Below are 24,100 nucleotides of genomic sequence, written 5' to 3'. Positions count from 1 at the left end.
CCGACCGGTTACAGCGAGCACCCGCACACCGACGCAAAAAAACCATTGGCGACCAACCCTTATTTTGGTAATCTCAGAAGCATATACGATATTAAAGGAGCCAATCGCCATGATTACGTACTCCGCCTGCACCGATGTTACGATGCGCCAAATTTACGATGCGTTCCAGTCTGGCTTCGCCGATTATCCCGTTCAATTCAACATGGACATGGACACTTTCGCGGCGCGCTTCTTCGGCCCGGAAGGCAATGAACTGGACCGCTCCTTCATCGCGCTCGGGCCGGACGGGCCGGTCGGCTTGATCCTTGGCGGCGTGCGGAGGTTCGACGGCCTGAAGACGATGCGGTGCGGCACGCTCTGCATCGCGCCCGATTATCGCGGGCTAGGCGTCAGCCAGCGCCTGTTCGAGCTGCACAAGCAAGCGGCGCGGGATGCGGGGTGCGACCAGCTTTTCCTCGAGGTGCTGAAGGAGAATAACCGTGCCATCCGGTTCTATGAGAAGCAAGGGTACCAGATCCAGGAGACGCTTGAATATTACAACGGCTTGACTGCTTCCTTGCCGACAGAAGAGCCGCTGCACTCTTATGCCGTAGAGGAGATCTCGCATAACGAATTGGCCGCCTTCCGGGATTCGTTGCCGAACAGCCACATCAACTGGCAGAGCGATCCCCCCTTCTACGCCGCCAGCGACCGGGAAGCGCTCCTTGCCGTCTATAGCGAAGACCGCCAGACGATCGCGATGGTCGCCATGAGCGCATCGGGCAAGACCAACTTCCTATGGGTCGATCCGGCGCAGCGCGGCCAAGGGCTGGGACGTTGGATGCTTCAGCAAGCTGCGGCCAAGCACCAGGCAGAGAAACTGAATGTCTGTCTGCCCGTCAGCGCCGCGCTCGATGGATACTTCCGGAAGCTGGGCTTCGAGAAGCAGCCGGTCGAGCAGTATGAGATGAACATGCCGCTGCAATAGCCGCACCTAATGCAGCAGACAGAGAAAAGCCAGCCCGCTGAGGGCTGGCTTGCAGACTGTCGCGGAAGTCTCGGCGTTAATTCGAAAAGTCCGCAGCTCGTGCCATAACGGAACGACGTTCCGTTATCTGGCCGCAAACACATGCTCGCAGACGCGATAGAGGAACGTGGTTCCGTTATTTGCGACATTCATTCGAGTAACCAACTTAAAACGCGGAAATAACGGAACGCTGTTCCGTTATTTCGCGGACATCACGATTCAGCTCTCCAATAACGGAACGACGTTCCGTTATCTCTTAATATCCTGCCTCCCTAGCACGAGCACCATCAAGGCACTTCCGCCGCGCTCCGTGCCTTGGCCGCCTCTTCGCCTGCCGCCGCGGCAGCCTCCGCCTCGGCTTCCTTCTGGTCGAACATTCTCCCCAGCTTCCACCCGATCCCGATGTTCGCGACGGCCATCGCGGAGAATAAGATGACGTCCCCCCATGGCTCCGGAAGCAGCAAGTCGGCCAGGAGCCACCCGCCGGTCATGGAAGCCCCCATTATCGCGCCTTTAACCGATGATCTCAATACACTTTTCCCCATCCGCATACCCTCCTGTCGGTGTGCTTAAGCTCCGCGAAAGGACTCGATATCCCTCTAAAAAGGATTGTATGCCGGGGACAAGCGCGAATATGCTCGAAACCAAAAAGCCCACCCCCGCGAGGAGATGGGCTTGCTGCCTATGATAAAGTGCGGGCTCGTTGAAGCACATGCCTTCGTCGGGCCTGCCGGCAAGCTGCACTTCCACAGCTCACGCCTGCCTTCGTGCGGAGCTAGCCGCCGCTGGCGCCTTCGTCAAGCCCTCTTCAAGCCTGCCGGCTGCTTACGCCTTGCCGGAAGAGCCGAACTCGCGCATCTTGCCGATAACCGTCGCCTTGATGGCGTCGCGGCCTGGGCCGATAAACTTGCGCGGGTCGTACACCTTCGAATCGTTAGCCAGCACTTCGCGCACCGCTTTGGTGAACGCGATCTGGTTCTCGGTGTTGACGTTGATCTTGGCCGTTCCAAGCGAGATGGACTTCTTGATCTGCTCCGTCGGGATACCCGTTCCGCCATGCAGAACCAGCGGCACGCCAGCCGTGTTGCAGATCTCTTCCATCTCCTTGAAGCCAAGCTTCGGCTCGCCTTTGTAAGGGCCATGGACAGAACCCAGAGCAGGTGCGAGGCAGTCGATGCCGGTGCGTTCCACCAATTGCTTGCATTCTTGCGGATCCGCATAGATAACGCCGTCGGCCACAACATCGTCTTCTTGTCCGCCGACCGTTCCCAGCTCGGCTTCGACGGACACGCCGCGAGCATGCGCGTATTCGACAACTTCCTTCGTCGCCTGCACGTTCTCTTCGAACGGATGGTGGGAAGCGTCGATCATGACGGAAGTGAATCCGGCGTCGATCGCGGCTTTGCACTTCTCTACGCTGGAACCATGGTCAAGGTGAATCGCTACCGGAACGGTGATCTTGCCTTCTTCGATCAACGCTTTGACGAATGCCGTAATGACGGAGAATCCGCCCATATAGCGAGCAGCGCCTTCGGATACCCCAAGAATAACCGGGGATTGCTCTTCCTGAGCTGCGTTCAGAATCGCTTGCGTCCATTCCAGGTTGTTAATATTGAACTGTCCGACCGCATAGCCTTCTTTGAGCCCTTTGTTCAACATTTCCTTCATCGATACCAATGCCATCGCTTGCATCCTCCTCTGGATTCATGACAATCAGGATATGAGGACGTCCAGAAGGAAGCTCCTGAACGCTTGTCCTATTGGTAATCCGAACAAACACATGTAGATTATAATACTTCTTCCACTAAGTAAGCAATGAACGAAAACGCAACGTTTCGTGCCAAAATCCATTAATAACAGCACCAATTGCGAAATTGTAGTCGCGCCGCGCTTGTGCCACAATATGGTTGGTACGCTTCAAATCAATGATCCTAACCCAATCGGAGGTACATATTCATGAGAACGATTAAGCTTGGCGCCAGCGCGCTGGAAGTGCCCGTCGTAGCGGTCGGCTGCATGCGCATCAATTCGCTAGATAAGCCGCAAGCGGAGCGCTTCGTCCAGACCGCTCTGGAGATCGGCGCGAACTTCTTCGAGCACGCGGACATCTATGGCGGAGGCAAGTGCGAGGAGATCTTCGCGGACGCCATCGGGATGAGCCCGAGCGTGCGCGAGAAGATCATTCTGCAGTCCAAATGCGGCATTCGCCCGGACAAGGGCATGTTCGACTTCTCCAAAGAACACATCCTGAACTCGGTCGACGGCATTCTGAAGCGCTTGAAGACGGAATACCTCGATGTCCTGCTGCTGCACCGCCCGGATACGCTGGTCGAGCCGGAGGAGGTCGCGGAAGCGTTCGATCAACTGGAGCAGTCCGGCAAGGTGCGCCACTTCGGCGTCTCCAACCAGAACCCGATGCAGATCCAATTGTTGCGAAAATATGTGAAGCAGCCGATCGTTGCCAACCAGCTGCAATTGAGCATCACGAACGCCACAATGATCTCCCAAGGCTTCAATGTGAACATGGAGAATGCGGCGGCCGTGAACCGCGACGGCAGCATTCTGGACTTCTGCCGGCTGCACGACATTACGATCCAGCCGTGGTCGCCATTCCAATACGGCTTCTTCGAAGGCGTCTTCCTCGGCAGCGAGAAGTTCCCGGAGCTGAACGAGAAGATCGACGAGGTCGCGGCCAAGTACGGCGTCACCAATACGACGATCGCCATCGCCTGGCTGCTCCGCCACCCGGCGAACATGCAGCCGGTCATCGGCACGATGAACATCGAGCGGCTGAAGGACTGCGTCCGCGCCGCCGACATTCGCCTCACGCGCGAAGAATGGTACGAGATCTTCCGCGCGGCAGGCAACATTCTTCCATAACGGTGTGCTATCATAGGAGAATCATAGCTTGCTGCTAGCACCGACTGGAGGAATATTGAATTGAGCACGACGCAATCGGTCGTTGTTACGTTACTCGAGACCAGCGACATCCATGGCCACTTCTATCCGACGGATTACCGGGGACCCGGCGACAAGCCGCTCGGGCTCGCGAAGCTCGCGAACTTCATTCGCAAGGAGCGGAGCGAGAATCCGGCGCTGCTGCTCTTGGACAACGGCGATCTCCTGCAGGGAACGCCGTTCATGTACCATTACGCCAAGTACGACGGCACCGGCGTTCATCCTGCCGCGAGAGCGCTGAATGCGCTTCGGTATGATGCGGCCGTATTCGGCAACCACGAATTCAATTATGGGCTGGAGCTGCTCGGCCGAGCGGTTCGCAACTCGAACTGCCCGTGGCTGTCCGCCAACATCGTCCGCGAAGCGGATAGGCAGCCGGCGTTCGGGCAGCCTTACAAGGTATTCACGCTGCCCGAGGGCATCCGCATCGCCGTGCTAGGCGTGACCACGCACTACATCCCGAATTGGGAGGACCCGGCCAACATCGCGGGGCTCGCCTTCGAAGACGCCTTGGCGTCCGCGAAGCGCTGGGTCGCCCACATTCGTGAGACGGAGCGCCCGGACGCGGTCGTCGTCAGCTATCATGGCGGCTTCGAGCGCGATCTGGCGACCGGCCAGCCGACTGAGCCGCTCACCGGCGAGAATCAGGGCTACGAGATGTGTATGAGCCTCGAAGGCGTCGACGTCCTGTTGACCGGACACCAGCATCGGCTGCTGGCCGGCGAAGTGAACGGCGTCACGGTCGCGCAGCCCGGATCTGCCGGCGTGACGATCGCCAAGGTGCAGCTGGCGTTCGAGCGGACGGCGGAAGGCGGCTGGGCGATTCGCCGCAAGACCGCTCAGCTGCTCTCCGCGGAGGATGCGGGTGAAGCGGATGCGGAGCTGCTGGCGATGTTCGCTGAGGATGAGCGGAAGACGCAGGAGTGGTTGGACCAGCCGATCGGTATGGCGGAGGGCGACATGACGATTCCCGATCCGTTCGCGGCGCGGCAATCGGATCACGCGTTCACGGAATTCGTGAATCGGGTGCAGCTGGAGGTGACGGGTGCGGACCTGTCTTGCGCGGCTATTTTCACCAATGAGGCTCGTGGCTTCACGGATCGGATCACGATGCGGGACGTCGTCTCCAACTACATCTATCCGAATACACCTAAGGTCGTTCGCCTAAGCGGCCGCGACATTCGGGAGGCGCTCGAGCAGAACGCCCGCTACTTCGCGCTGGACGAGGCGACCGGCGGCCTGCGCGTGTCGGCTTCCTATATGGAGCCGAAGCCGCAGCACTTTAACTATGACATGTGGGAAGGCATCGAGTATGTGCTCGATATCGCCAAGCCGGAGGGCCAGCGGGTCGTCAAGCTCGAACGCGGCGGCGTTCACGTAGCTCCCGATGCGATGTTCGACGTCGTCATGAACAGCTACCGAGCCGGCGGCGGCGGCAACTTCGACATGCTGAAGGGCAAGCCGGTCGTCCGCGAGATTCCGACGGACATGACGGAGATTCTGGCGGACTACATCCTGGAGCGCGGCACGATTAAGGCAACCTGCGATCACAACTGGAAAGTGATCTATTGAGTTTGGAATGCCAATAATATCCATTGCCATAGAGGGTGTTGGGTAAATATGATTTGTGCTTGGTGGGGCTAGCCTTTCTTCAGGATAGCAAAAATGTGATGCAATAACTTGATATTTTCATAATACAGAAAAAGGTACAGGCTCCTCACATAATGAGGATCTGTACCTTTTCATGCAAATGGACTTTTTTTTAGTGGCCGGGCATATGAACAATGTTCGCCTATCAGCCCTTCACCAATCTCGCGCGAAGCTTGTTCGAGACGAACTCGATGATCAGGATGAGTACGACGAGTCCGATCAGAATCGAGCCGACTTCATTCCACCGGTAGCTGTTCATCGCGAAGATCATCGGAGCGCCGATGCCGCCTGCGCCGACGAGGCCCAGAATCGAAGCTTCGCGCATGTTCATATCGAAGCGGTAGATCGTCACCGACATGAACACCGACAGCAGCTGCGGAAGAATACCGTAGCGAATCTTCTCGAAGGTCGAGCATCCGATGGACGTCATCGACTCGAGCACCTTCGTGTCCAGCTCTTCGATCGCATCCACATACAGCTTGGCGAGCATTCCGACGGAAGTGATGCCGATCGTCAGCACCCCGGCGAAGGGGCTTGGACCCGATACGCGGATGAACATTAAGCCGTAGACGAGCGCCGGAATCGTGCGAATGACGATGAGCAGCAGCCGCGTCAGCCAGGACACCGGCTTCGGAACGATATTGGAAGCCGCCAGGAACGCGAGCGGCACGGACAATACGGCGCCCACGATTGTACCCAAGAAGGCGATGGCGATGGTCTCCAAGAGCAGATACAGGACGCTCTGCTTCGTCACATTGAACAGAAGGTCCATATCCGGATGGATAAGCCCCTTCATGATGTTCCCTGCAATCTTCAAGCTGCTCTCATTCACATCTTTAAAAGAGACAACCAGGCATGACCATACGAACAAGGCGACGACGATGACCGTAACGGTTAGGATATAACGATGATTGCGAGGCGAAGCAAATAGTTGCTTCTCTACGTTCGTCATAGCATAGACTTCTCCTTAGATTAACTTTTTTCTAAAGTGCTCACTAACCGTTTCGATTAGATATACAGTAACGACCAGTACCACGACAATCATCCCTACCGTCGAGTAGTCGCGCCAGCCGAGATTCTCTTTGATCAGAAGTCCGATGCCTCCTGCCCCGACATAGCCAAGGATCGCCGCATAGCGGACGTTGCCTTCGAAGCAGAATAGAGAGGTGGACAGATAGCCTGGGAGCACCTGAGGCATGATCGCATGGCGGAACGCTTGAATCCGGTTCATGCCCAGCGACTCCATCGCTTCGAACGGGCCCATGTCGGCATTCTCAATCTGCTCATACAGCAGCTTCCCGACATAGGAGATCGTGAACAGCAGGATGGCAATGACGCCGGCCATCGGGCCTAATCCGAATACATACGTCGCAATCAGCGCCGTCACAAGAGAGGGCAGCGATCTCAGCAAGCTGAGAATAACTTTGAATACCGCCACGACGGTCTTGCTGCGAATAACGTTGGATGAAGACAGAACCGCAACCGGAAGCGCTAATGCAGCCCCGAGCATCGATCCTAAGAGCGACATCTGAAGCGTATCCACTAACGCCTTCCATAGATGAGGCAGGTAGCTCCATCTCGGTTGCGCCATCTCGCCGATAATGACGAAGAATTCATTGATGCGCGTGAACAGAACTTTAAGGCTAAATTCCGTGAAGTTCACGGACAGGATTGTCGCAACGATTAAGACGAGCAAGATTAACGGCGTTCGCGTTCTCTTCTCCAGAACGACTTTGCCGTTCGGCAGCGTCACCTTTTTGGGAGGGAAAATTTTATCATACATGCGCCGAATTCTCCTCGAAGGAGGATTGAATCTCATCGAAGTTGCCGCCGTAGATCTCGCCAAGGATGTCCTTCGTTACCTTGTTCGTCGGCCCGTCAAACACAACCTCGCCCTTGCGAATACCGATGATGCGGTCTGCGTATTCCAGTGCAATCTCTACATGGTGAATATTCATGATAACGGAGATATTCATCTCCTTGTTGATCTTCTTGAAGTCGTCCATAACCATTCGGGACGTGACCGGGTCCAGAGACGCGATCGGCTCGTCCGCCAGAATAATGTCCGGGTTCTGCGCCAGCGTACGGGCAAGCGCCACACGCTGCTGTTGACCGCCGGACAGCTGGTCCACGCGAATGAACGCCTTGTCCAGGATGCCAACTTTATCAAGCGCTTCCAAAGCTTTGATCTTGTGAGCCTTCGTGAAGATGCCGGTCCATCTGCGCCAGAGCGGAAGATCGGGCACGAAGGAGACCAGAACGTTCTTCATGACGGTCGTTCTCGTCACCAAGTTGAAGGATTGGAAGATCATGCCGATTCTTCTGCGGAAGCGGCGGATCTGCTTGCCCTTAAGCTTGGCCACGTCAACTTCGTCGACGTTGAGTTGGCCGCCAGTGATGTCATGCATACGGTTAATGCAACGAATCAAGGTCGACTTGCCGGCGCCGGACAGACCGATGACCGCGACGAATTCGCCTTGATCAATTGTCAAATTAATATTTTGCAAAGCGATCGTGCCATTAGCATACGTCTTCTCGACACCGATGAACTCTATCATGGAATTACCCCGATCCTTTAGCATGAGTAGGAAAAGATGAGAGCACCAAGCCTGATGCCCTCATCTTTTATGAACGAAGTGCAGATGAAATCTAACGCGCTTAAAGAACGAACGATTACTGCTTCAACGACTTCAGGAATTCTTGCGCTTGACGCTCTGCATCATAGTCGGAAGATTGCGCCGGCTGGTAGCCTTCATGGCTGTAAACCGCGATAACCTGCTTGCCTTCTTCGGTCTGAGCGATCGCCATGAATGCGTCTTGCAGAGCCTTCTTGAACTCGTCGGTCATAAGCTTGCTCTTCTTGCTGACGCTGATCGTGTCGTTGTAGATGCCGTCCGTTACGCCGATCACGTTCGTCTCATCCCAGATGGAGGCGGTGCGGCCAAAGTCCGTGTTCCACTTCTCCACATAGTCTCTGCGTCCGTCGGCATAGACGACGAGGACGTCCGCTTGGCCAGCGGCCAGACGAGCGAAGGAGCTGCCGTACGAATCAGAAGTGAAGACGTTCTTCAGATCCGAGATGCCCTTCTGATACTTCTCTTGAAGCCACAGCGTCGGGTAGATGTAACCGGAAGACGAGGAGGAGGACATAACCGCCCAGTTCGCGCTGTTCAGGTCATCCCAAGTGAGCTCTTCGCCGTTGTTGATCTTAGCACCCAGCTCTTGACCCTTCGCGGAAGGACCAGCAATAATCAGGCCGCGGTAGTAAGTCGCTTGCTGCTCCGTCGGTTCCGTCGGCTTGTTCTTGTTCCAAAGTGCCGGATCTTCCGAATCGTTGGACAAACCTGCGCGGGTAGCGGTCAGAATAACGTCCGCGCCGTCATCGTACAATACATAAGTTCCGCCCGGGATCAGGCCGATATCCGTCGTGCCGGCCGACAGCGCTTCGCCGACGGCTTCGTACGTCGTGCCGACGTCGATGCTGACCTTGTCAACGTTGTAGCCTTCCGTTGCCAGTTGGTTCTTGAGCAGATCCTTCAGCGGCTCGGTAGCCGTGATGATCTGTTCCGGATCCTTGGACGGAACGAAGCTAATCTTCAGTTCCTTGATCTCTTGTGCAGCAGGGCTTGCCGACGGGCTCGCAGCGCTAGCCGATGGAGATGCACTGTCCGATGGGCTGCTGGCGGCATTGTTCTCGTTCTTCGAACCGCAGCCCGAGATTAGGCCGACGCCCAGGGCCAAGACGGCCAAAAGCATAAACTTGTTCTTCACTTTCGGTAACCCCCCACATAATCTTAAATAATATAGTTTCATTCGCAAGATCCGAGCCAGACCGGCTCTCGCAAATGGGAACTAACTCAGCATACAAGCCTTCTGTTAACTGGCTATTAAACCTGATCAACCCTGTGTTAAATTAATGGCTGAGAGACCGACAGCTGCATGTGTATTCTACTTCGTAGATTTTATAGTATTTCATGTCGCACGTAAATAGGTAATTTTCTATTCATGTAATTTAATATTACACTTATTGTAATGTTTATGTAGTATCTAGACCGGGAGGTGCGAGAAGGGATGCGCATCGGAGCAGCAATCGCAGCGGCGGCGGAGTGGGTAAAGCTGCGCGGGAGTTCGTCGGAAGGGTTCAAAGGGGCTTATATCAGCGGTTCAACGGTCGGGAAAAGCGACGAGGAAGAAGTGCCTGCCGCTTCCGATGTCGATGTGGTCGTCGTCGTGGATCAAGAGACGAGCCCTTCCAAGCTAGGGAAGATCCTCTACCGCGGTACACTGCTTGAGATTACTTATCTGCCATGGCATGAACTATCCTCAGCCGAAGAAGTGCTGGCCTCCTATCATTTGGCAGGCAGCTTCCGATGGAATACCATACTCGCAGACCCCACAGGGCAGCTAAGCCGGCTGCAGCAACAGGTATCCCGCCATTTCGCCGAACGCCGGTGGGTGCGCCGCCGCTGCGAGAATGCTCGACTGCGGGTGGAGAACGGGCTGCGCTATCGGGACGCTGCCGCCCCTTGGCACGATCAGGTCACCTCCTGGCTGTTCCCGACCGGCGTGACTACCCATGTGCTGCTCGTAGCCGCGCTCCGTAATCCCACCGTCCGGCTTCGATATCTCGCTGCGCGCGAAGCGCTTGGGGCGTACGGGCTCGGCGATGTCTATCCGGATTTGCTGGAGCTGCTCGGCTGTGCGCGCATGACGCCTCAGCGCGCGGGGCATCACCTCGGCGAGCTCGCCCGAACGTTCGACGCTGCGGCGGCCCGCGCGCGAACGCCATTCTTCTTCAGCAGCGACATCGCCCCCGCTGCCCGGCCGGTCGCCATCGACGGCAGCCTGGAGCTCATCCGAACCGGCTGCCACCGCGAAGCCGTCTTCTGGATGGCGGCGACCTTCGCCCGCTGCCATCAGATTCTCGCCGCAGACGCGCCGGAGCTTGGGCGCTCGCTCGCTCCGGCCTTCGACGCTCTGATGGCCGACCTTGGCATCACATCCCGCGGCGACCTTGACCGCCTCTCCGGCGATGTCCTTCTATACCTGCCGAAGCTATGGGATACCGCCGAAGCGATCATGGCGGCGAATCCGGATATCTTGTGACACCCTTCGGAATACACAAATCGCCCCTGCACCCGCAAGGATGCAGGGACGGGCAGTCAGACATCAAGGGCAATGGAACAACTTCACGTGGTCGATATGAAGGAAGTAACTTGTCCCATCCGCTGTCGCCAATTCGATCAAACCATCCTTGACCGATTTTAGAAGACCGTTCTTCTTGGAATAATCGCCGAGATCGAGGACGATGAATTCTCCCTCCATCTTGCGCAGCTGCTGTTCAAATGTTCTGGCGAGCGAAGACGCGGCCGGTACGGCCGGGAACTTCTCCCGTTCGAGCGAGTAAGGCGTTGCGCCGGAATCGTAAGGAATCAGCCACTTCAAATGGTTCATGGAGATGTAGAGCGACTTGTACATGGGCGAGTGGAACAAGAAGAAGTCGTTCATGATACTGGTGATATACCCGTGAATGGATTGATTGCCGGCGACGAACAATTCCAGGAACTTGCCTCTAGCGTTAAGAAGAACCTTGCGATAGGACAATTCCGCGATCGGCTCCAGATCAGAGTCATCGACATCCCCGAGATCATATTCATTCGAAGGGCATTGCGTGAGACCTTGAATGTGTATCAGCGGGAGGTACATATATTTAAATCCGTTATGCAGAACGATAATGTCGCTTCCGGTATCGATCAAATTCCCCTTCAGCGGTACGTTGGAACCCGAGACTTGCACCATAACCGGTTGGTTCAAATATTGATTCATCGCGTATATTTGTTCACCTCCCTCATCTAGACCAGCCACATGATCCAAAGATAGAGCCCGATTAAACTGGCCGCGAGCGTAATCGGCACGACCCAGATCGTAACACGGAGGTAAGCGCCCCAGGAGAAGGGAATTCGGTAACGCCTAAGCTGGTGAAACCATAATAATGAAGCCAGCGTTCCGAAGGGGGCAATCAGCGAACCGATATCGCTCCCGAGTATATTCGCCAAATAAGCGGCCTGCATCGTATGGTTGTCCAGGCTGAAGGTCGTTAATGCGAGCGTTCCGATCATGACGGAGGGCAGGTTATTCAAGAAGTTGGACATGACCGTCAGCATGAGTCCGAACAAGCCGATCGCATGCAGCAACCCGAATTGTACGAACGGCTCGATGCCGGCAATTAACAATGAGGTCAGCCCCATATTGTGCAAACCGTATACGACGACATAAATGCCGAAGGCAAAGACGAGAATCGACCACGGCGTCTTGCGAATCAAATCTTGAGGCGACTGCCGGAGCCAGATCCAACGCGCCGCGATCAGCATACCCGCTCCTGTCAGGCCTACCGCTTCCAACGGAATGCCTATATCGGAAGCCGCGAACAGTCCGATTCGAGTCAGCACGACGATGCTGATCGCGATGACGAAGCGATTCCATGCCAGTTGGGGGAAGTGCTCTTCGGCGTTCATCAGCGGGTGATAGGAGACGCGCGAGGAATCCTTCCTTCCGAACCAATGCTTGACGGCGTTGAGCGGCAAGGAGGACGGTTCTTGCTCCTCGAGGACCGGGGCGGCATTCGATGCGGCAGGAACGGCGATCTTGCGTGGAATATCCCGCTTAAATTTCCAGAACAGCAGCAGCGTCATGACCGTAATCCCCAACATGGAAGGCACAAACATGAATTTGGCGTAAGTCAGCAAATCCAGCCCGACAATGTTAAGTGCGATCAGATTGGCCAAGTTGCTTACGCCAATCGGCGCACTGGAGGCGGTAGCCACCAATGCGCCCGACAGCAAGTAGGGGATCGATTGGTGCGGCTTTAAATGTAATAACTGAACGATACGGACGATGACGGGCGTCGTAATTAGAATGCTTCCGTCGTTGTTAAAGAATAGCGTCATGACGAGACAAAGCAAATTCAAACACCAGAACAAGCGAATGCCGGACCCGTTGGAAATACGAACGATATTGAACGCCGTCCAGCGAAAGACGCCGATGCTGTCGAGGACAATGGACATGACGATCGTAGACAGTATAGTTACTGAAGCGCCGCTTACGACCTGAAATACGCTGAGCAGATCATCGGCATTGACGATACCAAGCGCCAAGAATAGCAGCCCGCCAACCCCCGCTGGAACCGCTTCGTTCAGTTGGCGCGGGCGCCACATTAGCAGGATCACGGTGACAGCGAAAATGGCGATGCCCCCGAGAAGCTGCAGGTTATCCATGTCCGCTCGCCTCGAGCCCGAAAGAAGATGGAACATGGATCGGATCGGGCTCGATTTGAGGCGAGGGTTCCGGCAAGGGGCGCGGCGGCCGCAAAAATAGGAATAAGGGGGCGCTGGCCAAGAGAACGGCAAGGGCGCAGATGTAAAGCATGTTATCCCCCCTCCAGTAGGAGCTTTATCTCATATTAATGTTGAAGAACCTAGCGCATCGAATTATCTGCTCCGATTGCCAGTCCGATTGCCGCTTCGATTGCCTGAGCGATTGCCCGTACGATTGCCGTTCTGATTCCCCGCGCTCCCGCTCCTGTTGCCGCTTCTATTATTGCCGCCGCTGCCGCTGCTACTGTTGCCGCTGCTGCTGTTCTTCTTGTTCTTGCCGCCTCCCGCTATATTGATGGTCTTAATGTGGAACATCGGCACGCGGATAAGTTCCCGGTTCACCACGACAAGCAAGGAATCGGAGTTGCTCTCTGCCAGGAAGCCCTCAATCTTCTCCGGGCCGCCTCGGTTAATTTGGATGAATTGATGGCGAAGCTGAGACAACAGCGAATTGAAGCTCGAAGCCGTGATGTACGTGCTGGAACGGCTTCTGCTGCCGGAAGTGCCGGATTGCGGGGTCTCCGTGATGCTCTTGACATGAGCGGCATTCACATAGACAATCCCGTCTTTGCTGCTGAGCACCAAATAATCGGCGGGAATGGCGACAAGCCGTCCAGCTACCATATCGGGGCCGCCGCGGTTAATTCTTACTTGCCGGCCGATCAAATTGGAAGCCCTCTGCACCTGGCCGGATTGCGTCGTACCGGAGCCGGAGCTGTTCTGCTGCCGCTGCGGCATATAAGCACGGTTCGCATTATTGAAAAACATGGATCATTCTCCTCTCGAATTGTGAAGTCATTGACGATCGATAGGCTTGGACACTTAGCAACTCGCCTTTCAACGTTAATCGAGGCGGCCTTCGGACGTTAATTGCTCTCCCCTGCTGCTGTCCCTCCTTTGAAAATGTGAAGGATATGAATTTGCAATATAAGCATACGTGCCTCTCTCAACAACTGTTTGTATACTTGTCCTCTCAGCGCTTCAAATCCGCCATTGATAGTGGAAGTAAGCCTTTATTAGTCCTAAGTGGCGCTTGTCCGTGTCGATGGACAACACGGATCATAAGTTGAATTATCCTGATTAATGGAGGTGCACACATATTGGAGACTCGCAGTGATAATGCATTCGCTAGCAGCCGTTCCAGCGGCCGCTCCGACGGGCGCTCGCAAGGCCGTTCACATGGCCGTTCGGGTGGACGCTCTGGCGGCCGCTCTGGCGGTCGTTCGCAAGGACGTTCTGGCGGCCGCTCCAACGGACGCTCGCAGGGACGCTCTGGCGGCCGTTCACAGGGACTTCCCGGAGGCCGTTCGCAAGGGCGCTCCGGAGGACGCTCACAGGGACTCTCCGCACGAGACTTGGAGAATCTAGACACCAATGATGAATTCGAGTAGCGCTCTATCTACTAACCTTCTGGCTGTCGGATATCTCCGGCAGTCTCTTTTCTAGGCGGGCCACTCTCCACTATCCATACATCGAGAATTCCCCGGCGGCTTCAGGCATGATAATATTGGGCTTAGATCGAACATTATTGGCAGGAGGAGAAGCATGATCCATTTCGAAGCTGATTCCCTTGAGGCCGTCCATGCCGGGGACCGCATCCAGCTCCTGCCGAAGGAGTTCCTGCTGCTTCGCTTCCTCTACGAGCATGCGGGACGCGCCTTCTCGCGAGAGCAATTGCTGGACGCCGTCTGGCCGCTGGAGTCGCCCGTCGATCGCACCGTAGATGACCACATCTACCGCCTCCGTCGCAAAGTGGCCAAGTGGTCTCACCTGCTCCGCGTGGAGACGATTCGCGGGCAAGGCTATAAGCTGACGCGCATAGCCCCAGCCGCGCAAGATAACCCGCTCCTGCTGGACGAGCAGTTCGCGGCCAATGTGAACCGGCTTCTGGCCAAGTATCACGGCCTGGGAATGGGCGCGGCCATGCAGCTGCTCTCGGCGAACCGGGACATACTCGGCCTGCCCGGCGACCCTTTCTACGATGCCTATATTCACTTCGTTCAAGGAGACTTCGGTGCGATTCTCCGATCGGACCGCATCGATCTCTCGGAGAAGCTGGCCTATGCGGTATTCGTTCTTGCCGTCGCCCAATTCGATCCCGCTGTCTCCCTGAGCTGCTTCGAGCGGCTGATTGCCCGCGGCGACGCGCTCCGGCGCGAGTGGCACTTCGATCTGAAGCTGCAAATTGTACCTTTATATATAGAAGCAGGGCGGCCCGAGAAGGCTCGAGCACAATTGGAGGCGCTCCGGCCCGCCATCGCTGAACTGAACTCACCCAGCTTCACTGCGATCTATCTATTGAAGGCGATGTATCTGGAACTTCACGAAGGACGCTTGGATGCGGCTGCCGCCAAGCTGCTAGAATGCGAGGCGCTGCTGAATCAGCACCCGATCCAGCGGGAACGCGGGTCGCATCTGGTGTTCCGGGCGATCTTCCTGTATCGGCAAGGCGCGATCCGATCGGCCAGGCAATCGCTGGATGAAGGACTGGAGGCGCTCCGGCAGACGCAGTTCGTTCCCCATCTGCTGGGCGCCTTGCATCTGACGCTCACCTATCTTAGCGCCGGATCGCATGACGAGCCTTACCGGCAGAAGCTGGAGCGCGAGTGGGATCGGCTGGCGGCGGAATATCGGCTAGGCGAGCTGCTAGTGCAGACGCAGCAGTTCCTGGAACGCCATCTCTAATCCTTCTCTGATATCTCTCTGATAATCCCCTGCTACGATGATCTTATCGGAACGAAGCAGGGGGGGTTCTAAGATATGTTAAGAAGCAATCGTTCGTTTGCCAAGATGTTCGCCGCCTACGGCTTGTCCGCGTTCGGCGATTATTTCGACTTCATGGCGATCTCCATTCTCATGGGCTTCATCTGGCACTCGAATGCGATGACGGTCGCGCTTCTGCCGCTCTCGTTCGCCGTGCCCGGCATTCTCTTCAGCCAGCTGTCGGGCATTCTGGCGGACCGGTGGAACAAGCGGAATCTGATGATCGCCGCCGATCTGATACGCGCCTTCATCACCGTTCTCATGATCTTCGCGCCGAATGAATGGTGGCTGCTCGGACTGGCCGCCGCACGCGCTGCCGCTCGCACCTTCCACTACCCGGCCCAGCAATCGATGACGCGCAGCGTGGTCGGGACGGATCAACTGCTCCAAGCGACTTCGCTGAACGGAGCCGTCTTCCAGCTGTCCAAGGTGCTGGGCCCGCTGTTCGGCGCATCGGTGGCCGCCGCCTTCGCCCCCTCCATCTGCATGGCGGTCAACGCCGCCACCTTCGCGCTGTCCGCGCTGCTGCTCCTATGGGTGCCGGCCAAGCAAGGGAGCGTGAAGGGCGAACAGCAAGAGGCTTCCGGGGAGAAGCTTGCTCTGCGGGCCGCCTGGCGGGACGGCTGGCGAATTCTGCTGCAGCGCCGCGTGCTGCTGACGAGCCTTCTTTTCAGCTTGATCGGCCTTGCCGGCATTCAATTGATCGATGCACAGATCACCGTCCTGCTCCGGGACACCGCTCCCGAACGGCCCGAGCTGCTCGGCTGGATCGTCACCGCGGTCGGGACCGGAGGGCTCACGGGCGTTGCCTGGCTGCGACGTTACCAGCAGTTGACGGGGTACGGCTGGCTGCTCGGGGGAGGCGTGGCGCTGATCGGCTTAATGTTCGCCGCCTGCAGCTTCTTCACGCAGAGCTCTCCGCTCTGGTTCATTCTGCTTCCCTCCTTCATCGGCGGTCTCGGAACCGGCTTCACTTCGACCGGCATGAACTACATTCTGCAGAAGGAGACGCCTCCTGACGCGATTGGCCGGATCAGCGGCATATTGGATTCGCTGAACAGCGTGATCTTCGTGGCCGCTCCGCTTGCCGGCGGCGTCCTGATCGGGATATGGGGGGCGTCGCAGACATTCCTGTTGGTCGGCGCTGCGATTGGAGCCGTCGGCTTAGCCGGCATAGTGACGCGGCGTATGCTGTGGAAGATGCCAAGGCCTGCTGGAACCGCGCAATCGTTGGAAGCTTAAGCCATTCATTGCGCCTTCTCATTCCGTCTGCCGCGGGGCATTTCCCTTCTCTATTCCAGTCGGTTGCAGCAGCCGTTGTCCGATTATTGCCACTGTACGGACCGCCGCTCGACTGTGCTATACTAAGGGAATGTAAAAACGGAACCTAGAGGAGGACCATCTACTCGCATGCTTACGATCGGCATCGCCGGCGGCACCGGATCGGGCAAGACGACCGTCGCACGCTCCGTTATGGAGCGCCTCGGCACGGGCCAAGCCACCTTAATCTCACAAGACAATTATTATAAAGATCACGCTCATCTCAGCATGGAGGAGCGCGCAGGCATCAACTACGACCACCCGTTCGCCTTCGACAACGGCCTGCTGGCGGAGCACCTCCTAGCGCTCAAGAACAGCCGGCCGGCGGACATGCCCGTCTACGACTTCACGGTTCACGGCCGCTCCAACGAGACGGTTCACCTGGAGCCGACGCCGATCGTTATTATCGAAGGGCTGCACGTCCTGTCCGACGAGACGCTTCGCACCCTGCTGGATATCAAGGTGTTCGTCGACACCGATCCGGACGTTCGCATCCTCCGCCGCGTCGTGCGGGACATCGAGGAGCGCGGAAGAACGATCCAGTCGATCTACCGCCAGTATCTGACGACGGTGAAGCCGATGCATGAAGCGTTCATCGAGCCGTCCAAGAAGTACGCCGACCTGATCATACCCGAAGGCGGGCACAATGAAGTCGGCGTGCAGCTGTTGTCTGTACTGGTCGAAAAATATTTGTCGGGCGATCCGATCTGATCGACGCCTCGCCTAGAAAGCGCGTGCCGTTAAAGCGGCCGCGCTTTTATTGTTATGGCTATAAGCCTGTCACGGATACCAGGCATATGTATAATAACCCTAACAAAGTGTGGGAGAGGAGTTGGTGAGGATGCTGGATAAACTAAGAGATGCATTCACAACGCCATTGCAAGAACCGCCAACAGTGTACTTTGTGAGAAATGTCAATAAAGCTTGTGCCTGATATTATCGGGGAGATTGGATGGTTCGAGCGATCAACCGCCGAAGATCGCTAATGCGCTTAGGAGTGTCTTCGGTCGAATGGCTCAGCATGTCGCACAGGGCCACGAGATCCTCCAGCCTGGAGAGCAGCTTCCAGTTGCTCTCCAGCACGATCCCCCGCTCTTGGTACGCCCGTATGAAGTGCCGTTCAAAGGCTGAACCGTCCTTCTCATATCTAAGCATGTTGGCGATGTCGGCGTACCGGTTCCAAGCGAAGGCGTCCTCCCAGTCGAGAACCGCCGATACTTCCCAGTCCCCCGCACCCGAGCCCTGCCGCTGCCGCATCAGGATGTTCAAGCCATTGTAATCCGAATGGACGAGGACCGGCGCTTCCCTGCTCTCCGACAGAGCCGAGTGATGCCGAATGCAGAACGACCATAGCTCCCGCGCCAGTTCCTCGCCCAGCCATTGGCGGAATGGGCTTTGGCTCAGGCATTGCTCCATGAAGCCGAGGAACCGTTCCCCGTTCATGGGGAAGCGCTCGGTTACTCTTAGATCCGCTCCGAAGAACCCCGATTCCGCCATCGGATAGCTGTGAATGGCCGCAAGCACGCTGCCTGCCGATGCCGCAGCCGAAGCCTTCTCGTCGGAGGTACCGCTTCTCATCACCTCGCTCAGCAAGACGCCCTCCTTCCACTCCAGCACGGCCCAAGGCTGCGGGTAATGCTTGCAGCTCGCGTCGGCATAGAGGAAGCCCGCGATCGGCACGGTTCCCCGCACGAGCCCGGCGATCGCCAGTTCCTTCTCCGCCGTCTCCCGCTCCCTTCTATAGATCCGAACGACCAACGGGGTATCGCTTCCTTCGAGAAGAACCTTGTAATTCGAGTTGCTTAGCCCGACGCCGATTCGTTCCGCGAAGACCGCCCGCTTGCCCGGAAAGGCGGGTTGAACGATCTCCTCTATCTGCCGAAGATCAAGCGTAACGGGGGGCTGCGTTCGTTCCCACTCTTCCTTCATCGCCATGCCTCCTCTACGATACTGATAATATAGCACGCAATTGGCCGCGAGTGAGCGCCTGCCGTTGGCAATATCTTACACGGGACACGGGTATGTGCGGGTGATATGATCGAATCGCATATCAAACTACTCGCGAATGGCAGTTGACATCATGACCGTAACCTGGAAGCCAAAGTACATCCTTATCGCGACATTGGCCTTGATCCTCGGGGTACCAAGACAAGAATGACCATCGACGCCGCATTAGCTTCAGCCAAGGAGCCTAAAGCGTTCCGCAAGACGCGCGAAGACGATGGCGAAACTATACGACGACTGCTTCCAGTAATGACAGCCGCTCCATCTGTCCCCTTCAGAATCTACGAAACTGACCATTTATCGATGGTCAGTTTCGCTATATATTCAAGCCATATCCTAACCCATAGAAGGAAGTGTATCGCATTGGAGCGAACGCGGCTTAACCTGAAGCACAAGATCGGCCAAGGGATCGCGCCCCGCCAGTTCATGGACGGCATGCAGGTTCGGACGATGGTTCATTTTCAAATTCCGGATACCAGAGCGCAATTCCGCATCAACTACGAGAGCTTCGGCTGGACGCATGCGGACGACGAACGCTTCTTCGCCGCTCTCGGCGAACATACCGATCTGCATTGCCTCATTCTGTGCACGGATTGGTGTCCGGACGTCATCTGGAATGTGCCTGTCCTGTTCCGGCTGATGGAGAGAAGCGGCATCCGGACGGAGGTCCTGATCATGGAAGAGCATCCGGAGACGATGGATCTGTTCTTGACCGACGGCGGACGCGCGCAGCCGATCGCGGTGTTCTTGAACGCCGACGGCGAGGTGCTCGGCAGCTGGGGCGCGCGGCCCGCTTATCTGCAAGCCGTCATGACCCGGTTCAAGCAGAACCATCCGGACAAGGAGCATCCCGATTACAAGGAGAACCTGAACCGGACGTACCGGGAGCTCGGCGAGCTGTATCATGCCGGCAGCGAATACCGGGACGCGATCATTCGGGAGGTTCGGGAGCTGTTCGCGGCCTTCACGCGGTGAAGCTGCCCGCTTAAGGAGGAGGAATCGCTATGCCGAGAGCCATCTGGCCCGTGATGCTGATACTCAGCATGATCTGGGGCGGCTCGTATTACTTCATTAAGGTGCTGCTGGGGGACTTCGGCCCGTGGACGATCGTCTTCCTGCGGTGCGCGCTGGGGCTCGTCGTCATCGCGATCTATATGCTTGCGGCGCGCCAACCGCTGCGGTTCAAGCAGGCGCCGTGGGGGGCAGTGGCGGTGATGGCGCTCGTCAATACGTGCATCCCGTGGGCGATCATCGGCTTCAGCGAGACGCGAATCGCGAGCAGCATGGCGTCCGTGCTGAATGCGACGACACCGCTCTGGTCGCTCCTCCTCGGCATCGCCTTCTTCGGCGCCGCCGCCCGCCGGCTCCAGTGGCTCGGGATGGGCGTCGCGATGATCGGACTCGCGGTTCTGGTCGGGCTGGATTCCTCTTCGGTTCAGGCGTCGGACGCGCGGGGATTCGCCGGAATGATCGCCGCTTCGGTCTTCTACGGACTCGGGTCCCAACTGTCCAACCGATTGCTGCGCACGATGTCCACTTATCAAGTCACGTTCGGCACCTTGTTCTTCTCGATGCTCGGCAGCGGCGTCATGGCATTCTCTTCTGAGAAAATTCCATATTCGCAGCTCCTCGTGCCCTCGAATCTCTTCGTGCTGGCGGGTCTTGGCATTCTCGGCTCCGGGGTCGCTTATCTCCTCTTCTATTGGATCGTGCACGAGGGAGGCCCGACCCGCGCCACGATGGTCACCTACCTTCTGCCGGTATTCTCGCTGGTCTGGGGATTCGCCCTGCTCGGCGAATCCATTCATTGGAGCATGATCGCCGGGCTTGCGCTTATTCTCGCCGGCGTGTTCCTGGCAGGCCGCAAGAAGGCGGCGAGCCGGCAGCCGAAGTCCTTCTCGCTGCCGGATGACGGCCGCGCGGCCTCCTCCTCCGAGGCCGCTACTTGAGCCACGCCTTCTGCAGCAGGCGAATGCCGGTCTCCATCGCTTGAAGGCTTAAGCCCGCGAAGCCCATATACAGCCTCGGATCGCCGGCGTCACGCTGCCGGCGGTCCAGCCACATTCTGCGCCAATCATAGACTTGCACGCCCTCGCCGGCCGCCCGCTCGACCAATTGCTCGGAAGTCTGGAGCAGCTTGACGGACAATTGGATATGCAGCCCGGCGTTCTGGCCCGTGATCTCGACCTGACCGCCCAGATATTCGTGAATAAGCGCGATCAGATGCTGATGCTTGAGGCGGTACAGGCTGCGGGTACGGCGGATGTGGCGGTACCAATGGCCCTGCGCAATGAAGGCATACATCGCCCACTGCTCCACGCGCGAAGGGGCAAAGACCAGCTCGTGCGGCATGGCCGTCAAATGCTCGATCAGCTTCGGCGGCAGCACCATGTAATTGATCCGGATCGCGGGCGTCAGCGCCTTCGAGAACGTGCCGATGTAGATGACCCGGCCATGGGCGTCCAAGCTCTGCAGCGAGGGAATCGGCTTGCCTTGGTAACGGAACTCGCCGTCATAATCGTCTTCGATAATGTAGGCGTTCCTCGCCGCCGCCCACTTGAGCAGCCGTTCCCGTTCGGGGTACGGCATGATGCTCCCGGTCGGGAACTGGTGCGACGGGGTGACGTAGACAAGCTCCGCCTCGCTTGCTTCCAAGGCTGCCAGCTGCAGCCCTTGGCCGCCGACTGGAATCGGGATGATCTCCTTGCCGCTCAGCTGGAACTGATCCCGCACCAAGCTGTAACCCGGCTCCTCGAACGCTACGCATCGCACATCCTGCAGCAGCTTGGCCAGAATGCTAATGCTGTATGCCATCCCCGACCCGATCACGATCTGCTCCGGCGAGCAGTTGACCCCGCGCGAATGCCTCAAGTAATCCGCCACTGCAAGGCGCAGCTCGGGCTCTCCTCGGGGATCGCCGTATTGGCCGATCGCGCCGGCGTGATCGTCTAGCGCTTGCTTCAGCATTTGGCTCCAGATGCGCACGGGGAATGCGTCGGGATCGAGGGCTGCGGGGTCAAAATCAATCCGATGGCCGTTGGCGGGGCGGCGCACGGCCTCTCGCTTCGGCGGGCTGGAGGCGCCGGGCTGCGGGCGGCCGCTCGGCTGGCGATCGGCCTCAGCCTCAGAGGTCGAGGAAGGCTTGTGCGGATTCGCCACGATCAGGCCCGACCTCGGCTTGCTGACCACATAGCCTTCCGCCGTCAGCATCTGATAGGCCGTCTCGATCGGCGTCTTGCTAATATTGAGCTGCGACTGCAGCGCACGAATCGAAGGCAGCCGCGTGCCGTCGGGAATGCCGCCTTGGCGAATCTGTTCGCGGATCCGCAGATAGATCTGCCGATACAGCGGCTGCCCGCTCTCGCTCGGGAGAAGGATGTCGAACATGTCCGCCCTCCAACTGTCTTTATTGAAGCGGGAAATAATCCGGAAATCATCAAGTCAGATAGATTATAGAATAGGGGACGCCAAGGGAACAAGAAGAACGCGAGGACACAGCTCAGCTTCCCTTATTGAACCATCAGCCTCTAAGCTCAGGCTCTGACGCAGCGCGAGCGCCTCGCTCGCTGGCCGCACGCCGCTTCTCTCTGCCGGCGAACAAGACAACGGATAGGAATGCTGCGGCCAGCATCGCGGAGAGGACGAAGAGCGAAGGTACCAGATGGTCGCCGAAGTCGTCTGGAGAGGCGATGGCGCCGCCGCGGGCAAACACCAGGCCGCCGATCGCGACGCCGAACACGCCGCCCAACTCGCGTGCCGTATTGCTCAGCCCGCTCGCTTCGCCGGCCGCTTCCTCCGAGACCGAGCTGAGCAGTCCATGGGAGAGCGGGGTGAAGCTGAGCCCCATGCCGGCGCCGGCCGCCATCATCATCGGCACCATGTAGCCGAATGGGAAGACCGCGCCTTGGTTCATGATCACGAGCGCGAAGCCGATCATGGCGGCGATTTGCAGGAACAAGCCCAGCAACAGAATGCGCTTGGAGCCGAATCGCCCGATCGCAAGCCCCGCTAGCGGCGCGGCGATCATCGTGCAGGCCGTCCACACCATCTCCCGGGCGCCGGCGCCGAGAGCGGAGTAGCCCTGAGCCTGCTGCAGGAACAAGGTCAACAGGAAGATCGCGCCGAAGATGCCGGCGTTGAGCCAGAAGCCGGCCGACAGATAGGCGCTGTAGTTGCCACTGCGGAAGTGCGCGAATTGGACGAACGGCTGCTTCCTTCCCCGCTCCCATCCATAGAACGCGAGGAGCGCCAGCAAGCCGCCCGCGATTGGCCCCCATACGCTGAATGCGCCCCAACCTTCGTCATTGCCGCGGACCAAGCCGAACACGAGGCCGAATAGGCCTGCCCCTAACAGCAAGATCCCCAGCGGATCGATCGGCTTGCGCTCCCCTCTCGACTCCTTCAGCCACAGCGCGCCGAACAACGTGGCCAGAACCCCGATGGGCACATTGATCCAGAAGATCACTTCCCAGGGAGCGCCCTCGATAATTGCGCCGCCGACCAGCGGCCCGATCGACAAGCCCAGCCCGGAGATGCCGGACCAGATGCCGATGGCGGCTGCCCGCTTCTCCGGCGGGAAGGCGGTATTCACCAGCGTCAGGCTGATCGGCATGATCGCCGCGGCGCCGACTCCCTGTAGAGCGCGAGCCAGCGTTAGCTGCATGGAGCTGTCGCTAAGCGCTGCCGCGAGCGAGCCCAGCGTGAAGACAACGACGCCGGCCAGGAAGATGCGCTTGCGCCCGAACCGTTCGCCAAGCGCGCTGAACGGAATGAGCAGAATAGCGAACGCGAGCGTGTAGGCGTTCAGGAACCACTGCAGGTCGGACATCTCCGCGTGGAAGGAAGCTTGAATGGAAGGCAGCGCTACGCCCACCACCAAATTGTCCAGCATAGCCATGAACAGCACGATACAGGTGACAACCATCAATCGAATCCGGTAAACAACAGGTGACATGGTCTCGACACACTCCTTGATTAATTTTATTTATAGATAAATAAATGACTCCCCAAAAAACTTTCATGCCCG

Annotated in this window: 22 protein-coding genes; 10 read left to right on the top strand and 12 right to left on the bottom strand. The window is 57.7% G+C overall.

What is annotated here, in order from left to right; translation table 11 throughout:
* Positions 1-109 precede the first annotated feature (109 nt).
* Positions 110-967, top strand: coding sequence for a GNAT family N-acetyltransferase (locus H4Q31_RS17615; RefSeq protein ID WP_185180377.1), 858 nt, complete (start codon positions 110-112; stop codon positions 965-967).
* Between the two features lie 326 nt (positions 968-1,293).
* Here the strand turns inward: H4Q31_RS17615 and H4Q31_RS17610 are convergent, their stop codons facing one another.
* Both H4Q31_RS17610 and H4Q31_RS17605 read right to left on the bottom strand, forming a co-directional pair.
* Positions 1,294-1,551 carry a hypothetical protein gene (locus tag H4Q31_RS17610; protein WP_185180376.1) on the bottom strand — a complete coding sequence of 86 codons (258 nt, stop codon included), beginning with the start codon at positions 1,549-1,551 and terminating at the stop codon, positions 1,294-1,296.
* Positions 1,552-1,831: 280 nt separating this feature from the next.
* Positions 1,832-2,689 carry a class II fructose-bisphosphate aldolase gene (locus H4Q31_RS17605; protein WP_185180375.1) on the bottom strand — a complete coding sequence of 286 codons (858 nt, stop codon included), beginning with the start codon at positions 2,687-2,689 and terminating at the stop codon, positions 1,832-1,834.
* Positions 2,690-2,962: 273 nt separating this feature from the next.
* Here H4Q31_RS17605 and H4Q31_RS17600 point away from each other — a divergent pair, with 273 nt between their 5' ends.
* Both H4Q31_RS17600 and H4Q31_RS17595 read left to right on the top strand, forming a co-directional pair.
* Positions 2,963-3,886 carry an aldo/keto reductase gene (locus H4Q31_RS17600; protein ID WP_185180374.1) on the top strand — a complete coding sequence of 308 codons (924 nt, stop codon included), beginning with the start codon at positions 2,963-2,965 and terminating at the stop codon, positions 3,884-3,886.
* A gap of 60 nt (positions 3,887-3,946) precedes the next feature.
* Positions 3,947-5,536: a bifunctional metallophosphatase/5'-nucleotidase gene (locus tag H4Q31_RS17595; protein ID WP_185180373.1), complete on the top strand. Its 1,590-nt coding sequence runs from the start codon at positions 3,947-3,949 to the stop codon at positions 5,534-5,536.
* Between the two features lie 223 nt (positions 5,537-5,759).
* On the opposite strand, the gene phnE (H4Q31_RS17590) is transcribed toward H4Q31_RS17595, so the two are convergent.
* From phnE (H4Q31_RS17590) to H4Q31_RS17575, 4 genes are all read right to left on the bottom strand, one after another.
* Entirely contained in the window at positions 5,760-6,566 is an 807-nt protein-coding gene (gene phnE / locus H4Q31_RS17590; protein WP_185180372.1) for a phosphonate ABC transporter, permease protein PhnE, read from the bottom strand.
* 15 nt (positions 6,567-6,581) lie between these two features.
* Positions 6,582-7,397 (bottom strand): phosphonate ABC transporter, permease protein PhnE, encoded by an 816-nt coding sequence (gene phnE, locus H4Q31_RS17585; protein ID WP_185180371.1) that lies wholly within the window; start codon positions 7,395-7,397, stop codon positions 6,582-6,584.
* The gene (phnC, locus tag H4Q31_RS17580) at positions 7,390-8,172 is read right to left on the bottom strand and encodes a phosphonate ABC transporter ATP-binding protein (protein ID WP_185180370.1); all 783 of its coding nucleotides are present in this window, start codon (positions 8,170-8,172) and stop codon (positions 7,390-7,392) included. The genes phnE (H4Q31_RS17585) and phnC overlap by 8 nt, the downstream gene beginning before the upstream one ends.
* Before the next feature lie 115 nt (positions 8,173-8,287).
* Positions 8,288-9,385 (bottom strand): phosphate/phosphite/phosphonate ABC transporter substrate-binding protein, encoded by a 1,098-nt coding sequence (locus H4Q31_RS17575; RefSeq protein ID WP_311771754.1) that lies wholly within the window; start codon positions 9,383-9,385, stop codon positions 8,288-8,290.
* A gap of 300 nt (positions 9,386-9,685) precedes the next feature.
* On the opposite strand from H4Q31_RS17575, the gene H4Q31_RS17570 reads away from it, so the two are divergent.
* A complete protein-coding gene (locus tag H4Q31_RS17570; protein WP_185180369.1) occupies positions 9,686-10,720 on the top strand; it encodes a hypothetical protein in 1,035 nt (344 codons plus the stop codon).
* Positions 10,721-10,783: 63 nt separating this feature from the next.
* Here the strand turns inward: H4Q31_RS17570 and H4Q31_RS17565 are convergent, their stop codons facing one another.
* From H4Q31_RS17565 to H4Q31_RS17555, 3 genes are all read right to left on the bottom strand, one after another.
* Positions 10,784-11,440 (bottom strand): YwrJ family protein, encoded by a 657-nt coding sequence (locus H4Q31_RS17565; RefSeq protein WP_221626887.1) that lies wholly within the window; start codon positions 11,438-11,440, stop codon positions 10,784-10,786.
* Between the two features lie 26 nt (positions 11,441-11,466).
* Complete coding sequence (locus H4Q31_RS17560) at positions 11,467-12,888, bottom strand: ArsB/NhaD family transporter (protein WP_185180368.1); 1,422 nt, start codon at positions 12,886-12,888, stop codon at positions 11,467-11,469.
* A gap of 213 nt (positions 12,889-13,101) precedes the next feature.
* Entirely contained in the window at positions 13,102-13,755 is a 654-nt protein-coding gene (locus H4Q31_RS17555) for a hypothetical protein (RefSeq protein ID WP_185180367.1), read from the bottom strand.
* Positions 13,756-14,100: 345 nt separating this feature from the next.
* Between H4Q31_RS17555 and H4Q31_RS17550 the strand changes: the two genes are divergently transcribed.
* From H4Q31_RS17550 to udk, 4 genes are all read left to right on the top strand, one after another.
* Complete coding sequence (locus H4Q31_RS17550) at positions 14,101-14,355, top strand: hypothetical protein (RefSeq protein WP_185180366.1); 255 nt, start codon at positions 14,101-14,103, stop codon at positions 14,353-14,355.
* A gap of 177 nt (positions 14,356-14,532) precedes the next feature.
* Positions 14,533-15,672: a winged helix-turn-helix domain-containing protein gene (locus H4Q31_RS17545; RefSeq protein WP_185180365.1), complete on the top strand. Its 1,140-nt coding sequence runs from the start codon at positions 14,533-14,535 to the stop codon at positions 15,670-15,672.
* A gap of 75 nt (positions 15,673-15,747) precedes the next feature.
* On the top strand, positions 15,748-16,992 hold the full coding sequence (locus H4Q31_RS17540) for an MFS transporter (protein ID WP_185180364.1): 1,245 nt from the start codon (positions 15,748-15,750) through the stop codon (positions 16,990-16,992).
* Between the two features lie 168 nt (positions 16,993-17,160).
* On the top strand, positions 17,161-17,781 hold the full coding sequence (udk, locus tag H4Q31_RS17535; protein ID WP_185180363.1) for a uridine kinase: 621 nt from the start codon (positions 17,161-17,163) through the stop codon (positions 17,779-17,781).
* Between the two features lie 225 nt (positions 17,782-18,006).
* Here the strand turns inward: udk and H4Q31_RS17530 are convergent, their stop codons facing one another.
* Complete coding sequence (locus H4Q31_RS17530; RefSeq protein WP_185180362.1) at positions 18,007-18,999, bottom strand: phosphotransferase family protein; 993 nt, start codon at positions 18,997-18,999, stop codon at positions 18,007-18,009.
* A gap of 438 nt (positions 19,000-19,437) precedes the next feature.
* Between H4Q31_RS17530 and H4Q31_RS17525 the strand changes: the two genes are divergently transcribed.
* Together H4Q31_RS17525 and H4Q31_RS17520 are read left to right on the top strand one after the other, a co-directional pair.
* A complete protein-coding gene (locus tag H4Q31_RS17525; protein WP_245347447.1) occupies positions 19,438-20,049 on the top strand; it encodes a thioredoxin family protein in 612 nt (203 codons plus the stop codon).
* Between the two features lie 29 nt (positions 20,050-20,078).
* Positions 20,079-21,023 (top strand): DMT family transporter, encoded by a 945-nt coding sequence (locus H4Q31_RS17520; RefSeq protein ID WP_185180361.1) that lies wholly within the window; start codon positions 20,079-20,081, stop codon positions 21,021-21,023.
* On the opposite strand, the gene pdxR is transcribed toward H4Q31_RS17520, so the two are convergent.
* Both pdxR and H4Q31_RS17510 read right to left on the bottom strand, forming a co-directional pair.
* Entirely contained in the window at positions 21,016-22,461 is a 1,446-nt protein-coding gene (pdxR, locus tag H4Q31_RS17515; protein ID WP_185180360.1) for a MocR-like pyridoxine biosynthesis transcription factor PdxR, read from the bottom strand. The two genes, H4Q31_RS17520 and pdxR, sit on opposite strands and share 8 nt — an antisense overlap.
* Positions 22,462-22,594: 133 nt before the next feature.
* A complete protein-coding gene (locus H4Q31_RS17510) occupies positions 22,595-24,028 on the bottom strand; it encodes an MFS transporter (RefSeq protein WP_185180359.1) in 1,434 nt (477 codons plus the stop codon).
* Between the last annotated feature and the right edge of the window lie 72 nt (positions 24,029-24,100).

It is taken from the genome of Cohnella lubricantis (assembly GCF_014212015.1).
Classification (GTDB): Bacteria; Bacillota; Bacilli; order Paenibacillales; family Paenibacillaceae; genus Cohnella; species Cohnella lubricantis.
This window is presented reverse-complemented; position numbering and strand designations above follow the sequence as displayed.

Coding starts and splice junctions, on each gene's coding strand:
- H4Q31_RS17600 (WP_185180374.1), top strand. CDS start 2,963: ATGAGAACGATTAAGCTTGGCGCCAGCGCGCTGGAAGTGCCCGTCGTA.
- pdxR (WP_185180360.1), bottom strand. CDS start 22,461: ATGTTCGACATCCTTCTCCCGAGCGAGAGCGGGCAGCCGCTGTATCGG.
- H4Q31_RS17555 (WP_185180367.1), bottom strand. CDS start 13,755: ATGTTTTTCAATAATGCGAACCGTGCTTATATGCCGCAGCGGCAGCAG.
- H4Q31_RS17540 (WP_185180364.1), top strand. CDS start 15,748: ATGTTAAGAAGCAATCGTTCGTTTGCCAAGATGTTCGCCGCCTACGGC.
- H4Q31_RS17560 (WP_185180368.1), bottom strand. CDS start 12,888: ATGGATAACCTGCAGCTTCTCGGGGGCATCGCCATTTTCGCTGTCACC.
- H4Q31_RS17530 (WP_185180362.1), bottom strand. CDS start 18,999: ATGAAGGAAGAGTGGGAACGAACGCAGCCCCCCGTTACGCTTGATCTT.
- H4Q31_RS17605 (WP_185180375.1), bottom strand. CDS start 2,689: ATGGCATTGGTATCGATGAAGGAAATGTTGAACAAAGGGCTCAAAGAA.
- H4Q31_RS17610 (WP_185180376.1), bottom strand. CDS start 1,551: ATGGGGAAAAGTGTATTGAGATCATCGGTTAAAGGCGCGATAATGGGG.
- udk (WP_185180363.1), top strand. CDS start 17,161: ATGCTTACGATCGGCATCGCCGGCGGCACCGGATCGGGCAAGACGACC.
- phnE (WP_185180372.1), bottom strand. CDS start 6,566: ATGACGAACGTAGAGAAGCAACTATTTGCTTCGCCTCGCAATCATCGT.
- H4Q31_RS17570 (WP_185180369.1), top strand. CDS start 9,686: ATGCGCATCGGAGCAGCAATCGCAGCGGCGGCGGAGTGGGTAAAGCTG.
- H4Q31_RS17510 (WP_185180359.1), bottom strand. CDS start 24,028: ATGTCACCTGTTGTTTACCGGATTCGATTGATGGTTGTCACCTGTATC.
- H4Q31_RS17520 (WP_185180361.1), top strand. CDS start 20,079: ATGCCGAGAGCCATCTGGCCCGTGATGCTGATACTCAGCATGATCTGG.
- H4Q31_RS17545 (WP_185180365.1), top strand. CDS start 14,533: ATGATCCATTTCGAAGCTGATTCCCTTGAGGCCGTCCATGCCGGGGAC.
- H4Q31_RS17615 (WP_185180377.1), top strand. CDS start 110: ATGATTACGTACTCCGCCTGCACCGATGTTACGATGCGCCAAATTTAC.
- H4Q31_RS17565 (WP_221626887.1), bottom strand. CDS start 11,440: ATGAATCAATATTTGAACCAACCGGTTATGGTGCAAGTCTCGGGTTCC.
- phnC (WP_185180370.1), bottom strand. CDS start 8,172: ATGATAGAGTTCATCGGTGTCGAGAAGACGTATGCTAATGGCACGATC.
- phnE (WP_185180371.1), bottom strand. CDS start 7,397: ATGTATGATAAAATTTTCCCTCCCAAAAAGGTGACGCTGCCGAACGGC.